Annotated in this window: 12 protein-coding genes and 1 pseudogene; 7 read left to right on the top strand and 6 right to left on the bottom strand. The window is 53.4% G+C overall.

Features of this window, described 5'->3' with window-relative positions; genetic code table 11:
- Nucleotides 1-8: 8 nt before the first annotated feature.
- The 5 genes and pseudogenes from ABNF92_RS08795 to ABNF92_RS08775 form a co-directional block, all read right to left on the bottom strand.
- Nucleotides 9-791 carry an enoyl-CoA hydratase-related protein gene (locus ABNF92_RS08795; RefSeq protein WP_349343926.1) on the bottom strand — a complete coding sequence of 261 codons (783 nt, stop codon included), beginning with the start codon at nucleotides 789-791 and terminating at the stop codon, nucleotides 9-11.
- 31 nt (nucleotides 792-822) lie between these two features.
- Complete coding sequence (locus ABNF92_RS08790; RefSeq protein ID WP_349343925.1) at nucleotides 823-1,590, bottom strand: SDR family oxidoreductase; 768 nt, start codon at nucleotides 1,588-1,590, stop codon at nucleotides 823-825.
- 35 nt (nucleotides 1,591-1,625) lie between these two features.
- Nucleotides 1,626-2,006, bottom strand: a complete 381-nt coding sequence (locus ABNF92_RS08785; protein WP_349344072.1) for a hypothetical protein — start codon at nucleotides 2,004-2,006, stop codon at nucleotides 1,626-1,628.
- A 123-nt stretch (nucleotides 2,007-2,129) separates the two neighbouring features.
- Nucleotides 2,130-3,246, bottom strand: a pseudogene (locus ABNF92_RS08780) (AMP-binding protein); the annotation flags it as partial.
- Nucleotides 3,247-3,607: 361 nt separating this feature from the next.
- Nucleotides 3,608-4,504: a LysR family transcriptional regulator gene (locus tag ABNF92_RS08775; protein WP_349343924.1), complete on the bottom strand. Its 897-nt coding sequence runs from the start codon at nucleotides 4,502-4,504 to the stop codon at nucleotides 3,608-3,610.
- A gap of 142 nt (nucleotides 4,505-4,646) precedes the next feature.
- On the opposite strand from ABNF92_RS08775, the gene ABNF92_RS08770 reads away from it, so the two are divergent.
- The 7 genes from ABNF92_RS08770 to ABNF92_RS08740 all read left to right on the top strand — a co-directional run bounded on the left by ABNF92_RS08770 (nucleotide 4,647) and on the right by ABNF92_RS08740 (nucleotide 13,805).
- Nucleotides 4,647-6,623 (top strand): alkyl sulfatase dimerization domain-containing protein, encoded by a 1,977-nt coding sequence (locus tag ABNF92_RS08770; RefSeq protein WP_349343923.1) that lies wholly within the window; start codon nucleotides 4,647-4,649, stop codon nucleotides 6,621-6,623.
- Nucleotides 6,620-8,248 carry a choline dehydrogenase gene (locus ABNF92_RS08765; RefSeq protein ID WP_349343922.1) on the top strand — a complete coding sequence of 543 codons (1,629 nt, stop codon included), beginning with the start codon at nucleotides 6,620-6,622 and terminating at the stop codon, nucleotides 8,246-8,248. The genes ABNF92_RS08770 and ABNF92_RS08765 overlap by 4 nt, the downstream gene beginning before the upstream one ends.
- A 218-nt stretch (nucleotides 8,249-8,466) precedes the next feature.
- The gene (locus ABNF92_RS08760) at nucleotides 8,467-9,168 is read left to right on the top strand and encodes a hypothetical protein (protein WP_349343921.1); all 702 of its coding nucleotides are present in this window, start codon (nucleotides 8,467-8,469) and stop codon (nucleotides 9,166-9,168) included.
- 381 nt (nucleotides 9,169-9,549) lie between these two features.
- Nucleotides 9,550-9,837 carry a hypothetical protein gene (locus ABNF92_RS08755; RefSeq protein WP_349343920.1) on the top strand — a complete coding sequence of 96 codons (288 nt, stop codon included), beginning with the start codon at nucleotides 9,550-9,552 and terminating at the stop codon, nucleotides 9,835-9,837.
- A 456-nt stretch (nucleotides 9,838-10,293) separates the two neighbouring features.
- Nucleotides 10,294-10,791, top strand: coding sequence for a hypothetical protein (locus tag ABNF92_RS08750; RefSeq protein WP_349343919.1), 498 nt, complete (start codon nucleotides 10,294-10,296; stop codon nucleotides 10,789-10,791).
- A gap of 658 nt (nucleotides 10,792-11,449) precedes the next feature.
- On the top strand, nucleotides 11,450-12,754 hold the full coding sequence (locus tag ABNF92_RS08745; protein ID WP_349343918.1) for a hypothetical protein: 1,305 nt from the start codon (nucleotides 11,450-11,452) through the stop codon (nucleotides 12,752-12,754).
- Nucleotides 12,755-13,190: 436 nt separating this feature from the next.
- The gene (locus ABNF92_RS08740) at nucleotides 13,191-13,805 is read left to right on the top strand and encodes a tyrosine-type recombinase/integrase (protein ID WP_239036323.1); all 615 of its coding nucleotides are present in this window, start codon (nucleotides 13,191-13,193) and stop codon (nucleotides 13,803-13,805) included.
- A gap of 344 nt (nucleotides 13,806-14,149) precedes the next feature.
- Here ABNF92_RS08740 and ABNF92_RS08735 read toward each other — a convergent pair whose 3' ends face one another.
- Nucleotides 14,150-14,998: an isocitrate lyase/phosphoenolpyruvate mutase family protein gene (locus ABNF92_RS08735; protein WP_239036324.1), complete on the bottom strand. Its 849-nt coding sequence runs from the start codon at nucleotides 14,996-14,998 to the stop codon at nucleotides 14,150-14,152.
- Nucleotides 14,999-15,056 lie beyond the last annotated feature (58 nt).

The following is a 15,056-nucleotide window of genomic DNA, read 5'->3' as shown; positions in this document are numbered from 1 at the left end:
TCGGGCCGTTACTTGTAGTACTTGCGGAACTCAGGCTTGCGCTTTTCCTTGAAGGCGTTGACGCCCTCTTTGGACTCGTCGGTGTCGTAGTACAGGCTCAGGGCCTGCATGCCGAGGGCACCGATGCCGGCGATGTTGTCGCTGTCGGCGTTGAACGAGCGCTTGGCGATGGAAATGGCGGTCGGACTCTTCTCGAGGATCTCGTCACACCACTTGCGCACTTCCTCGTCCAGCTGCTCCGGGGGTACCACGGCGTTCACCAGGCCCCAGTCCAGCGCCTGTTGGGCGGAATACTTGCGGCACAGGTACCAGATTTCCCGGGCCCGTTTCTCGCCCACAACCCGCGCCAGATAGGCGGTGCCGAAACCGGGATCGACGGAGCCGACCTTGGGGCCAACCTGACCGAAAATGGCGGTTTCCGAGGCGATGCTCAGGTCACAGATCACGTGCAGCACGTGGCCGCCGCCGATGGCGAAGCCGTTGACCCGGGCAATCACCGGCTTGGGTACTTCCCGGATCAGGCGCTGCAGTTCTTCCACCGGCAGGCCGATCAGGCCGCGACCGTCGTACTGGCCCTCGTGGGCGCCCTGGTCGCCACCGGTGCAGAAGGCCTTCTCGCCGGCGCCGGTGAACACGATCACGCCGATGTCCTTGTTCCAGCCGGCACGGTGGAAGGCGTCGATCAGTTCCATGCAGGTCTGGCCGCGGAAGGCGTTGTAGCGGTCCGGGCGGTTGATGGTGATGGTGGCGACGCCATCGGTTTCGTCGTACAGGATGTCTTCGTAATTCATGCTGTGTTCTCCGTGTTCGTGAAAGTGGGCGTTAGCCGGCCATGGTCAGGCCGCCGGACACACTGATGACCTGGCCGGTGATGAAGTTGGCGTCGTCACTGGCGAGCAGGGCGATGATGCCGGGGTAATCCTCGGGCTGAGCCAGGCGTTTCATGGGCACGGCGTTGCGGAAGGCTTCCAGCAGCTTTTCCGGGTTGGGTGCGGATTCCGCGACACCCTTGAGCAGGGCGGTGTCGGTGGGGCCGGGACAGACCACGTTCAGGCACACGTTTTTGGTGGCCAGTTCCCGGGCCACGGTCTTGCTGAAGCCCACGAGCCCGGCCTTGCAGGCGGCGTAGACGGATTCACCGGAGGAACCGACCCGTGCGGCATCGGAAGCCACATTGATGACCTTGCCGCCACCGGCGGCCACCATTTTCGGCAGCACCACGTGGTGCATGTTCAGGGCGCCGGTGAGGTTTACCGCAATCAGTTGGTCCCAGAGTTTTGGTTCGGTCTTCAGGAATGGCATGAAGCGGTCGAAACCGGCATTGTTGACCAGCACCGTGGGCACACCCAGATCGCTTTCCATCGCAGCCACGGTCTCAGTGATCGCGGCATAATCGGTGATGTCTGCGGCGTAGGCCTTGGCCTCGCCGCCTGCCTCGGTAATCAGGTCTACCGTGGCCTGGGCCGCGTTTTCGTCACGGTCCAGTACGGCCACCAGGCTGCCTTCCTCGGCAAAGCGCTGGCACACGGCGCGTCCGATGCCGCCGCCACCACCGGTGACGATGACTGTTTTTCCGTTCAGGCCTCTCATGATGACTTGCTCCTGTTGTTGTTAAATCAAATGGGTCAACTGCGCTTGGCCGGTTCGAGGCGCACCTCTTTGGCTTGCTCACGCAGCTTGAATTTCTGGATCTTGCCGGAGGCAGTGCGGGGCATGGCCTCAATCACTTCCAGGTATTCCGGCAGGTAGTTTTTGGACAGTTGCTGTTCGGTCAGGTAGGCCTTGATCTGGTCCAGGGTCAGGTCGGTGGCGTTCTCGTCGAGGGTCACGTAGGCGCACAGGCGCTCGCCCAGGCGTTCGTCGGGGCAGCCCACCAGGGCAACATCGACGATGCCCGGGTACTTGTAGAGCAGGTTTTCTACCTCCACCACCGGGATGTTCTCGCCGCCCCGGATCACCACGTCTTTGGTGCGACCGGTGATGCGGATATAACCGTCCTTGTCCATGCGCGCGAGGTCACCGGTGTTGAACCAGCCGTCCTCGTCCACGCCATAGAGTTCCGGGCGCTTCAGGTAACCGATAAACAGGCTGGAGCCGCGAACCAGCAGGCTGCCTTCCTCACCGGCAGGCAGTTCGTTGCCCTGGAAGTCGGTGACTTTCACTTCCATCCAGGGCAGGGCCTTGCCGTCGGACTGGCTGGCCCGCTCGGCCGGATCTTCCGGGCAGGTCATGGTGACCGCGCCGTTTTCGGTCATGCCCCAGGCTGAGACAATTTTGGCTTTCAGCACCTTGCCGGCCTGCTCGACCACAGCGCTGGGGATCGGTGCGCCGGCGGAAACGAAGATGCGCAGCGAATCCAGTTCGCCCTCGTGCTTGGGCGCGGTCTTGACCAGGTCGGCCAGGAAAGGTGTGGCGGCCATGGTGAAGGCCGGTTTCTCGGCGCCAATTACCTTGCAGACGTTCCGCGTCCCAGATGTCCTGCAGGATGGCGGTGGTGCCCAGGTATATGGGCATCATGATGCCGTACATGAAGCCGGTCTGGTGGGCCAGCGGGGAGGCCATCAGTACCTTGTCATCCGGGGTCAGGTGCAGGCGCTCGGCGTAGGGTCGCACATTGGAAAACAGTGTGTTGGAGCTGTGCATGACGCCTTTAGGCTCACCGGTGGTGCCGGAGGTGTAGAGGATCTGAATGGCGTCGTCGGCGGTGAGCTGGCGCTCGGCAAACAGGGCTCTGGTGTCCTGCTGTTCTTCCCAGGCGGTCTCCATCAGGCCCTGCTCGAAGCTGCGTTCGCCTTCGCCGCCGATCACCAGCAGGGTTTCAAGATTGGGCAGTTCGTTGAGGATTCCGTCGATCATGGCCTCGTAGTCAAAGTCCCGGAAGACCTTTGGAATCACCAGCAGTTTGGCTTCGCCATGCTTGAGCATGAAGCGCAGTTCCCGCTCCCGGAAGATCGGCATGAGGGGGTTCAGTATGGCGCCGATACGCATGCAGGCCAGGTGCAGGGCTGTGGTCTGCCACCAGTTCGGCAACTGGCAGGCCACAACCTCGCCTTTCCCGATGCCGATGGCCGCCAGGCCCGCTGCCATGCGGGTGACCTTGTCATTGAGCTGGCGATAGGTGAGAGCGGTGCGGGTGTCACCGGTGACCTGGTAACCGACGATGGCTTCCCGGTCCGGGGTGCTGGCCACGGCCTGGTCCAGATAGTCGGTAATGAGCTTGTTGTTCCATGCGCCAATCTCGACCATGGCGGCGCGGCGTTCCGGATTGAGAGTGATGCCTGTATCCATCTGATTCACCTGTTGTGTCCGGTTTGTTGTTGTTAGGAGGGCTGGCCGCAAGCTGACGCAGTATCCAGCCGTATCAGTTTAAAAATACGCCTTTCCAAAATAATATGTCAACATATTGCTTTATAGGTTTTTATTCGGAACTTCAGGGTTTGAGAAAATTGTACTGGATTTTCTGGGATCGTAAGGCAGGTCTGGGAGGCAATTCTATCGATATGTAGCAATATGTTGTTTTAAAGGTGGTGGGTCGCAGCAGGCTCAATTGGCAGTTTTTCTGAGCAATCTACTATCTTGGCTGGGAGGCGGGTGCCACGTTGGCGGGTCATTCCAGGTTTGCCAATTCCAGAACCATGGAACGCAGTTCAACTGCTGCAGGGGAAAGGGGTCTCCCGCTGCGCTGCAGGAGACCATACCGGGTCTGCAGAGTCTCAATCCCTGTTACCGGAAGGGTTTTCACCTTTCCGCTATTGAGTAAGCCGGCCACGATCGGTCTGGGTGCGATACTGATGGCCTTGCTGCCAGAAACAATGGCCGCGAGCATGGCGATATTGTCGCACTCGATTCGCCGTTTCAGCCCCCCTTGTTGCGCACTCATGGTCTGAACCTTCCTCTCCATATCCTCAGGCAGACGGGTCATGGCCAATGGATAATCCAGCAAATCTCCCCATACCACTGCCTCCTCCCGAGTCAGCGGATGGTCGTGGCGACAAAACACAACAACTTCGGGCTGTGGCAAGTGGGTTATTTCCAGGTCCGGATCGCCCGACAATTCGCCGGTATCGGCCACAAACAGTTCTATCTCATGATCCAGCAGCGCAAGGCGTAGTTCCTGCCAGTTATCGGTTCGAATATTGAGGCGAATGGCCGGGTACCGATCAACAAATCTGGCACAGACCCTGTCCATCAGGGCGAGCGCCGGATAAGGCCCGGTGCCGATACTCAGCTCCCCTGTTTCAAGCTCATCAATGGCTTCAACTTCTTGTCGCAAAGACTCTGCCGCGGCCAGCAGGCCCCGGACATGAGGCAGGGCTGCTCGCCCGTGCGCGGTCAAAACCACCCCGAAGCGCCCCCGATCGAACAGCCTTGCACCGAGTTGGCGCTCCAGCTCCTGGATGCTGCGGCTCAGGGCAGGCTGGGACAGGTGCACGACTTCACAAGCGCGGGCGAAACTGCCGCACTCAACCAACGCCATGAAATGCCGGATGTGTCTTGTATCCATAACCTGAACTATGCGTCAGGCGCATGGAAAGTCAATAAACATTGCATTGGATAAGCTCAAAATCCCGCTTCAAACTGCAGTTACCTGGCGCGCCATGCACAACCAATAAAACCCGGATGCCGCCAAAAACAGGAGATTTCGCATGTTACCCCTACTCAAGAAGGCCGCGCTGTCGGCGTTAAGTGCCGGTTTACTGTTTCCGATGATTGCTCATGCCGACATGTCCAAGCCGGCTACCGAGGCGACGGCGCAGTTCAATCAGGCGGTACTGAATGCACTGCCGTTTTCTGACACTCAATCGTTTGAAGATGCGCGCCGGGGTTTTATTGGGGCGTTACCCAATGGAAGGGTACTGGATAAGGAGGGGCATGTGGCTTGGGATATGGCGCCCTATGCTTTTCTGGAGGCCGATGCAGCTCCGGATTCGGTCAATCCGAGCCTTTGGCGCATGGCACAACTGAATGCCATTCATGGGCTGTTCGAAGTGGTCGAGGGCATGTACCAGATCCGAAACATGGACCTGTCAAACATGACCATCATCGAGGGCGACAGCGGACTGATTGTTATCGATCCCCTTCTGACACCTGCCACGGCCCGCGCGGCTCTGGAACTCTATTACCAGCACCGAAGCAGGAAGCCGGTCGTGGCCGTGCTTTATACACACAACCATGCGGATCATTTCGGGGGTGTGAAAGGGGTGGTAAGTGAGGAGGATGTCCGGGCCGGGAAGGTTCGGGTCTACGCTCCGGAAGGGTTCATGGAGCATGCCATTGCCGAGAACGTGATTGCCGGCAATGCCATGACCCGTCGCGCCACCTATCAGTTTGGTGCCGGCCTGACGCCGGGTGTGAGAGGTCATGTCGATACCGGGCTCGGCAAGGCGCTGGGTAGTGGACCGCTGAGTTTGATTGCGCCCACAGATACGGTGCCGGACGACGCCACCCTGACCATCGATGGTATCGAAATCGAATTCCAGATGGCCCATGGCACCGAGGCGGAATCGGAAATGATGATGTATTTCCCCCAGTTCCGGGTGCTCAACACCGCCGAGATCACCAGCCAGCAATTGCATAACATCTACACTATCCGCGGAGCCGCTATCCGGGACGCCAGCGCCTGGTCCCGGTTCATCGACAGGGTACTGGTACGCTTTGGTGATCGTGCGGATATTCTGGTGGCCCAGCACCACTGGCCGATCTGGAATCCGCAGGAGATCACGCACTTCCTCGAAGTTCAAAGGGACCTTTACAAGCATATCCACGACCAGACGGTCCGTATGATGAACCGAGGTATGTTGCCCGGGGATATTGCCGAAAACCTGCAGTTGCCTGAAAGCCTGAGCCAGGAATGGTCGGCCCGCGGCTATTACGGCACTGTCAGCCACAATGCCCGCGGCGTTTATCAGCGCTACATGGGCTGGTACGACGCCAATCCCGCCAACCTCAACCCCCTGCCACCCCGTGAAGAATCCAGGCGCACCATTGACTATATGGGCGGTGAGGCAGAAGTGCTCCGCAAGGCCCGCAAAGACTTCGCCGACGGCGACTACCGCTGGGTAGCATCGGTGATGCGAGATCTGGTCTATGCCAACCCCGAGAATCGCGAAGCGCGAGAGCTGGGGGCGGACGCTCTGGAGCAGCTGGGCTATCAGGCTGAGGCGGGCACCTGGCGCAGCGCCTATCTGGTTGGCGCACACGAATTGCGCCATGGGGTAATTGCGCCGAAACATGTGGGTTTGCAGCCGGATCTGATGCAGGCGCTGGAAACCAGCATGTTTTTCGATGCCCTGGCGGTCAAGGTCGACCCGGAAAAAGCGGCTGGGAAGCACCTGGTGATCAACTGGTCGATCACTGACCTGGGCGAGGATTTCCGGCTCAACCTGCAGAATGCCACGCTGACTCACCGGTCAGGGGAGCTGGACGAAGAAGCACACGCCAGTGTGAGTATGCCCAGGGCGGTACTCGATAAGATCCTTTTGCAGAGAACCAGTTTCCCGGAGGCAGTGCAGGCAGGTGAAATAAAGGTTGAAGGCTCGGTAGATGCCTTCTTTGGCCTGCTGCAAATGCTGGAACAGCCGCAGGCAAACTTCGCCATCATTGAACCGGTGGAGCAGCAATGATGAACGAGAGCTTCGATTACATCGTGGTCGGTGCCGGCTCTGCCGGCTGCGTACTGGCGGATCGTTTGTCAGCTGATGGTCGATATTCGGTTTGTGTGCTGGAGGCAGGGTCGGGCAAGGGTTCGTTCACCATCAGCACACCCGGCGCCTTTGCCGCCCACATGTTTCTCAAAACCTACAACTGGGCATTCAACGCCAGGCCCGACCAGAAACTGCGCGGTGGTCAGCCTCTGTTTACCCCCAGGGGAAAAGGGCTGGGTGGCAGTTCGTCAATCAACGGTATGCTCTACGTGCGCGGCCAGAAAGAGGACTACGACGAGTGGCAGGCGCTTGGCAATGAAGGCTGGGGTTATCGTGATATGCTGCCTTACTTCATTAGATCGGAACACCACGAGACGCTGGCTGGAACTCCCTACCACGGCAAAGGTGGCAACCTTCATATCAGTGCCCCGGAATCGGCCGAATACCCCATGTCTGAGGCTTTCGTGGACGCGGCGCGGCAGGCCGGTTTTGTCTACAGCAGCGATTTTAACGGCGCCAACCAGGAAGGCGTGGGCTATTTCCATCTGAACATCAAGAATGGCCGTCGGTTTGGTGCGGCCGATGCCTATCTGAAGCCGGCCATGAATCGCCAGAACCTGACCGTCCTTACGGACGCACACGTCAAAAAAGTGGTGTTCGAGGGCAAGCGCGCTGTTGCAGTGGAGCTACGCCACAAAGGCCAGGACCGGGTGTTGCGCGCAGATCGGGAAATCATTCTTAGCGGTGGCGCCATCAATTCGCCCCAGTTGCTTCAGCTTTCCGGCGTCGGAGAGCGGGCCGAACTGGAAAAACTGGGTATTCAATGCCATCACGAACTACCGGGCGTAGGCAAGAATCTCCAGGAGCATGTAGACGCCTGCGTGCTGGTCTCAAGCCGAAAGAACAATGGCTTCACCGCCTCGGTGTTGGGCCTGCTGAAAATGCTCCCCGATACGGTCCGGTACATGGTTAATAAACAGGGCAAACTGGCCAAGTCCATCACCGAGGCCGGCGGGTTTATTCGATCCCGCGAAACCCTTGATCGCCCGGATGTTCAGCTTCACATGCTACCGCTGTTGTTCGATGACAGCGGCCGTAACCTGAAACTTATGTCTAAACCCGGTTACTCGGTGCATGTCTGTGTGCTGCGGCCCAAGAGCACAGGCACCGTTGGCATCACCTCAGCCAACCCCTTTGCAGCGCCGGAAATTGACTACAACTTCTTTGCCGAACCCGATGACTGCAAAGTGATGGTGGACGGTATCCACCAGGCGCGCCAGATCCTTTCCGCCAAAGCCTTTGACGAGTACCGGGGTGAGGAAATCCACCCCGGCTCAGATTGCCAATCGGACGAGCAGATTATTGAAAAGGTAAAGGAAAAAGTAGGCCTCGTTTACCACCCGGTGGGTACCTGCAAAATGGGCATTGACAGGATGGCAGTGGTCGACCCGCAGCTCAGAGTGCACGGGCTCGAAGGGCTGCGGGTAGTGGACGCGTCCATTATGCCGCGGTTGATCAGTGGCAATACCAACGCACCGACGATCGCCATTGCTGAAAAGGCGGCCGACCTGATTCTTGAGGCGGCGGAGGGCTGCCACATCTGATTGTCAGCTTTTAAACAAAAGCGAACGTTCGGCCGCCCAAGATTCAATGGAGGGCTTGGCACCCTGGGAATACCTGGTGGACCACCAACGTACGGAAAAATCCCATCAGCAATGCAACTGAAAAACGGATGTTTACCCTTGCAAGGTGATGGCTATTACATTGTGCCTTCGGCTCAATTCTTCGGTGCATATGCGCAAGCGTCAGATCACGTTAATATGTGACGATGAATACACAATGTATTGAATTTTCGTTGCTAGACAACGCCAGAGATTCAATTGTTCACGCAGTTGACCTATTGGCCTATGAGGGCGAGATGGAACCCTCGACGAAATACAAGCGGGCCATATTGGCGGTCGCTCATGCAATAGAGCTCTTGCTAAAGGAACGGCTTAGAAGAATTCATCCATCTCTCATTTGGGAAAATGTAGATAACTTTCCGGATCTGGGTGCAAAGACTGTCAGTTTAGACAAGGCGATAACTCGGCTAAAAAGAATTGGCGGACTGGAGTTCTCTGAGAAAGATGAAAAGTTGATTCGCTCGATCAAGAGAACTCGCAATGCGATTGAGCACTATAGCTGGTCAATCGCATCTCAAGAAGCAGAGTACATCATTGGTACCTCTCTCAGCTTGGCGATATTCTTTTCTGAAACTCATTTGCGCCACACAATAATGGGTTACGGAGAGGTCACTGAGGGCATGTTTTCCGATCTTCTTGCGAGTAATCCACATTTCGCTCAAGCGCACTCCTATCGCCAAAGTGAAGAGTACAAGAAACACGTAAAAAGCAAAGCCGAATGCGCTTTTTGTAAGTCTCTCGTTGAGAGCAACCAAGAGGCCTGTCCAAAATGCGGCCATTGGAACCTGCTAATCGGCGATGGTTGGCTAGAGTTTGATCCGGATGACGACGAACCTTTTTAGCCTAACAAGCCAATGTTGACGTGCAGTTTTCCATAGCTTCGCGGTTCAAAAGCGCTGCAAAGTTTTAGCGCTATCGGACCATCTGAATGCCCACTATGCGACCACAGAGAAAGGCTCTAATTCGCGATGCAACTGAAACAGGGATGTTTACACTTGAGGCCATGATTAAGTAGCCACACTTTGCAATTCGGGGCTCAATACGGGTCAGGGTCAAGGAGATTGGTGTGTCAAAAAAGTTGCTGACTACCCCAAGTGATTGAGCTTCGAGCCTGAAGGTGGGTGCAGGTCAGGATGACCTAGTTCTCATTTACGTCACTTCCTCAAGCACTGGTCGAATTCCGATCTATACTCCGGAGGAAAAAACGACAAGGGAGTATAAGAATGAGGAAGTTAATGCTGTATTTTTTGGTTGTTCTACCTAGCATTTCTTTAGCGGAGCAACCTTCATGTGAAGATGTCAGTGATTTGGCCAGGGATGTGATGCGTAATCGTCAGGCTAACATTCCCATGGCGGAGATGATGAAAGCGACAGAAGGCATGCCCATGGTGCAGAGCATCATCAAAGAAGCCTATAAGATTCCTAGGTATGGCTCAGAAGAATTCAAGCGGGACGCGATGACTGATTTCAGTAACAACTGGTATATGGCTTGCCTGGAGTCCGGTGAATAGAGTGCGGCTAGGACCGGGTTGACTTACAACGGTTTACTAGCGGAAGTAAAAAATTGTGGTTCCACTCCGTTCCCCAAAATCGGTTTCAAAATGGGGGCGTGGCAATGCTCCTCTATAGATTGAAATTCTTTGTCTGGGGTCATTTTTGCTACATTGGCACGTTGCGCCAAAGCCAGCCTCTTTTTAGGAATGTCCGCAGTAACGGGGGAGAACCCCCAGAGCCTAGAAAAGATGAAAACCACGGGAGAGACGTTGCAGAATAGCACTAATCTAAAGTACGCGTTTACGCTCGAAGAAGCTGTCAAGCTACTAAAAAACCGGGAAGTATCGAATTCGGCTAAAATGCGATTCAGTGAAGCCGTATCAATATAATATGCGTGAATGGGAAGCTGTCGAGTTGATTTACTGATAGGTATTTTAAGGGATATATTCTGGAAAAAACACAAGGACATAATAATGAAAAAAATTACTACGACTTTTGCTTTTTCTTTGGTTATTTTGGGTTGCGCATCTAACGGAGTTGGTTCAGGTTATAATCGCTCATTCCAGGAGGCTGATCCCGTGACCGGTCAAGTAAAGAATATATATTCAATTGGGCTCGATAATAGTACTGGATCGATATTCACTGCCGGCAGTGTAGGTGGGAGAATTAATATTATTTGTTCGAGCGGAGAGCTGACTTCCGTAAAGATAGATCCAACAAGTGGCCTAGCAAATGGTTGGCTTCAGATAAGGTTCGATTACGATCCGCCTTATGAAATTCAGGGTAGCAATGCTTATCCCTATGATGTTCAAGTGATGAACCCTGAGGATGCAAAAAGATTCACTTTAGACGTCGTAGATAGTAAAAGTGCAGTTGTCAAAGTGGGCTTCAGTAGAGGTTATAAGGTAATGAAGATGCATCTTGAAAACCTGCCAAGTCATGATATTAGATATTCTTGCGGTTTATCGTGAAAAGTAGTCGGGGATGCAGGGTATTAAAACTACCGTTTAAGTTTTTATATCCTGTGAATGTTTTTAACAATACGCGGAAGTCCACCGCCCTCGTCTCCGCTTTTCTGCATCAAGGACGCGAGTGCGCTCAGCGTTACTCCAGAGTATGAACATTCGCGTTGCCACCACCCGAGCTAAACAAAAGCGGATGTTAGCGAGCCTCAATTCGAGGTAACGCCATTCCTCGTTTTTGGGGGACTGACCCCGTATTGGGCTCAAACGCACTTGCCATGGCTGCGATTGGTAGGCTCTGTCGTGTGGTGCAGAACCAAAGTGTTAATTACTTCCAGATTTCAATGACCTAATCGAATAGAATAAGTTTCTATAATTCTCTCAATAATCGAGGTAAGGACCTCGGTTCATGGCCAAACAATGGATGCTGGTATGGGGTTTACTGCTGGGTTCTGCTCTGTGTCATGGTGGGTCGGAAAACTTCCAATAAGCAGAAAATAAACTGATTATCTTGGAGATATAAGGAAGAAGCCGCCATGAACGTTTTTGCTCGAAATCCCCATCAATCGAAGCACAAGATGAGGTGACTCGCAATCATCAAACATCCGCCCCCCCAAACTTTCACGCTGGCCCTAAAGGAATGCAAAAATAAAGAAGGAGTGGTGTTTTGAAAATCTTCGTGGTTGTTCTTTCCTTGATCTCTTTTGTCTTGTTGTCGGGGTGCAGTTCTACACCGGCCAAATCCACCAGTAAACGTGACAATGTTGGCCAACATAAGCTTTACGCTCTGTTGGTAAAGTCTGATGACGGTTACACATTTAGTAACCTTTCGGCGTCGCCGGGGCCCACGTCAGAGCCTTGGGTTCGACTCAATGATATGCAGCCGGTGTTCGATACGGCGGCTGAAATAGACTGCTATTTGGGATTCGGGCTCGCCGCACCTGGTGCTAAAGCCAATGGACGGACTTGCAAGACAGACTCAGCGGCGTTGTTTCGTCGTGAAAGCATGGGGGCTGGAAATGCGGTGGTGAACGCAATGTTCCTCGGCGTGACTATGGGCGCAACGGGGACGGGACGCTTCACGAGCCTGCTGTTTGACAGAGAGGCATACGAACAGGCTGTCGACGAAGCCATTGTTAATTCCAGCCTCGATGTTGCAGCCGTGTTCCGTGTTTATGATGGGCTGTGGAAAGAATGGAAGACCAACAGCGCGCAAATTTCAGCGTATGAACAGTCAGCGATTCGACCAACGATCAACGTTGTCGACCGGTCTGGCTTTTACCAATCCAATGCTATCCCTTTTGAGGGCCTGATTCAGGTTACCTCACCCAAACCAAGAAAACCGAGTGAGCTGTTCCCGGTCGCACAAATTGATCAAAACACAGCCCAGTTAATCGACGATCTCGCAGACTCAAAACTCCGCCCGGTATGGCGGCACTTACTGGCGTCCACCAGGTTTTCGATGAAGTGCGGGGCATCCTATATGCACAATTTTCACTTCAAGATGGAATGCCCGAACCAGATAACCGTGAACGGGGGGGAGGCGCCTAAGGTTTCGGTCAACGTCACCATTGAGTCCAGAGATTTTAGCAATCTTCTGCCGGCGCGCTTCTCAAAGAACGACGATAACTTGTCTATCTTTATTGCCGATAAAACCCTTCATATTGAAAATTTGTCGGAAAAGTTCTTACGCTTGGACTCTTTATCTATTTATTACAGTGGGAAAATTATTACGCGCCCATCGGAACAGAGAAACTTGCCACCAAAGTCCGTGCACAAAATTTCGCTAAGGCGTTTTTTCGGTGAGCTCCCCAGTTCATCCAGAAAGCGTTACACGGCTGACAAGGCAAAGAATGAGGTAATTGACTTCGGGTTTGCAGCAAAGTATCGAGTTTCTAACCTTGGTCAAGAAATCACGCTTTTTAAACACGACAATTTCAGAGGCTATGAACTGATTAAAAAACGGATTTAACTTCATGGCTGGTCGGGGTGAGTGAGCTGGTCCTGCCGAGCTCATCCACCCTGAATCAACAATCGAAAAGCGGCACCGGTAATTACCGCGAGCAACCCTGCTGTCTTGTTTTTTCAACTTGCCCATTAACCTCTGACGCGGGCCCCGGGTGCCAGTGCCGGCTGCGGCGTAAAATGTTGCGCTTCTCTTAAATAGCCCGACATTCAAGGCGGGAATAAAATGGTGGCGTTTGCCAGCTTTGGCGCTGTGCATGGTTTATTCCGCCCTAGACCCGATCAAAGCTTCTGTCCGCCGGGACTTCTCCTAGGAAGCTCGACGCTTCCGAGCTTCAAACAGACTGCCATTTTGAATGTTCGCTTTGCGACCAGGTTGGCCAGCAGGAAACAGTCTTCTGAACCATACTTAAAGGCCCTTACCCTCCGAAGAGGGCCGTGTCATGACATTTGCTATCAGCAAAGCTCCCTGGAACAAGGGAAAGCTCGTTGGCCAGAAGCTACCGCTCAAACTCGAACAAATATGGGCAATCCGCATTCGATTAGAGATTGCAAAGAACATCCGCGAGCTGGCGATGTTCAACATGGCAATTGACTGCAAACTCCGATCCTGCGATCTGGTAAAGCTTTTGGTTCGAGATATTTCCAGAAACGGTGAGGTTCTGGATCGGGCGCAAGTCATTCAGCAGAAGACCAGTCAGCCTGTTCAGTTTGAGATAACCAAAAAGACGCGCGAATCGGTCGAAGCATGGATCGAGTTGCGCGGACTCTCGGGTATGGATTATTTGTGGCCGAGCAGGATGCGAAAGTTTGACCATATCACTACTCATCAATACGCCCGTCTTGTCAAAAAGTGGATTACCAGCATTGGACTTGATCCTTCGGTCTATGCAACCCATTCAATGAGACGCAGCAAAGCAACATTGATCTACAAGAAGACCAAGAATCTTCGAGCTGTACAGTTGCTATTGGGACACACAAATATGTCGAGCACCGTGCGGTACCTTGGCGTCGAAGTCGAGGATGCTCTGGAGATAGCTGAGAGTATCGAGATCTAAATGCGTAACTAGGCTCCTTAGTTCCTGGATGCCGCAGACGCTGACAGCCCCGGTCGATGATCACCCTCGGGTTTCGAACAGGCTCCTCCAGTCGCATAACAAAAGCGAACATTTGTTATGCGACTGGGCTGAGCTAAAAAAAGAACTGAATTTACACCAATCAACTATAAAATCCTGGCCTTTTTACTCATGTGCAGTTTATAGTTCAGCGAAGTTGTCAGCGCTAATTGAATAAATAAAAATTATATTTTAACTATTCAATCCCGTGATTTAGTTCATATTTGTGATTTGGAGCAACGTTTCTGAACCAGGAAATATAGGGCTTCTCCATATTATACTTAATTCTATCCGAATATCCGCAAGTACCGTTCCAGTGAACTATCAAACCATCTTTCTTCTGTGTACCGTCCAATTAATGATTTATAATGAAGCTCATTATCTGAAGGCGTACGGCCAGACAACTCCGACAACGCGTGATAGGTGGCAACAATTGACGACTCAAAAGGTGAATGGCCATTTAGGAGTAGCTTGATATTGAAGCTAGAGTACATCTCTTCCGTGAGTGTATTTTTTCTACCGTAGGTAATTAGCATCTTTGGCTTGCTGCTGGCTGTTGAGATCAACTCCAACTGCTCAGGATCATTCACGCCAGCTAAACATATACCATCTACACCAATCTCAGAATACTGAAAGACTCTTTCTGCCACCGCCTCAATGTCTTCACCAGAAACGATCTGAGTTCTCGCGATTATTCCGAAACTATCAGAACGTCTTGCATCGAGCGCAGCGGACAGTTTATCAATTTGCTCCTGCTGAGAGATTAGTTGGGTCTTTGGTTGTTTGTACGCGATCGGTAAATTCGTATCCTCGATTGTGACAGCAGTTGCTCCCGCCATTTCCAGCTCCACGACGGTACGCATCGTATTGAGGGCGTTTCCATAGCCCGCATCTCCGTCCACTATGATTTTCAAGTTCGACGACTGGCTCGTGCGTTTTACCAGGTCGCAGAGCTCTGTGGAGGTGAGCAACATAAGGTCAGGTGTTCCCAGCATGCTCAAAGAAGCTACGGATCCCCCTACCATTCCATATTTGAAGCCGAGGTCAACCGCCATCCGGGCAGCGATTGGGCAATGGACTGAAGCTAAGATTTCGTAGCTCTGTGTTTCATTAAGAAGATTGGAAAATGCTGTCATTGAATACCTTCTAAGGAATAGTGACCCTACCAACCTTTTGAGTGGAAGCACATGTGGC

This window comes from Marinobacter sp. MMG032 (assembly GCF_040112695.1).
GTDB classification, from domain to species: Bacteria; Pseudomonadota; Gammaproteobacteria; order Pseudomonadales; family Oleiphilaceae; genus Marinobacter; species Marinobacter salsuginis.
This window is presented reverse-complemented; position numbering and strand designations above follow the sequence as displayed.

Coding starts and splice junctions, on each gene's coding strand:
- ABNF92_RS08795 (WP_349343926.1), bottom strand. CDS start 791: ATGAATTACGAAGACATCCTGTACGACGAAACCGATGGCGTCGCCACC.
- ABNF92_RS08790 (WP_349343925.1), bottom strand. CDS start 1,590: ATGAGAGGCCTGAACGGAAAAACAGTCATCGTCACCGGTGGTGGCGGC.
- ABNF92_RS08785 (WP_349344072.1), bottom strand. CDS start 2,006: ATGGACAAGGACGGTTATATCCGCATCACCGGTCGCACCAAAGACGTG.
- ABNF92_RS08775 (WP_349343924.1), bottom strand. CDS start 4,504: ATGGATACAAGACACATCCGGCATTTCATGGCGTTGGTTGAGTGCGGC.
- ABNF92_RS08770 (WP_349343923.1), top strand. CDS start 4,647: ATGTTACCCCTACTCAAGAAGGCCGCGCTGTCGGCGTTAAGTGCCGGT.
- ABNF92_RS08765 (WP_349343922.1), top strand. CDS start 6,620: ATGATGAACGAGAGCTTCGATTACATCGTGGTCGGTGCCGGCTCTGCC.
- ABNF92_RS08755 (WP_349343920.1), top strand. CDS start 9,550: ATGAGGAAGTTAATGCTGTATTTTTTGGTTGTTCTACCTAGCATTTCT.
- ABNF92_RS08750 (WP_349343919.1), top strand. CDS start 10,294: ATGAAAAAAATTACTACGACTTTTGCTTTTTCTTTGGTTATTTTGGGT.
- ABNF92_RS08740 (WP_239036323.1), top strand. CDS start 13,191: ATGACATTTGCTATCAGCAAAGCTCCCTGGAACAAGGGAAAGCTCGTT.
- ABNF92_RS08735 (WP_239036324.1), bottom strand. CDS start 14,998: ATGACAGCATTTTCCAATCTTCTTAATGAAACACAGAGCTACGAAATC.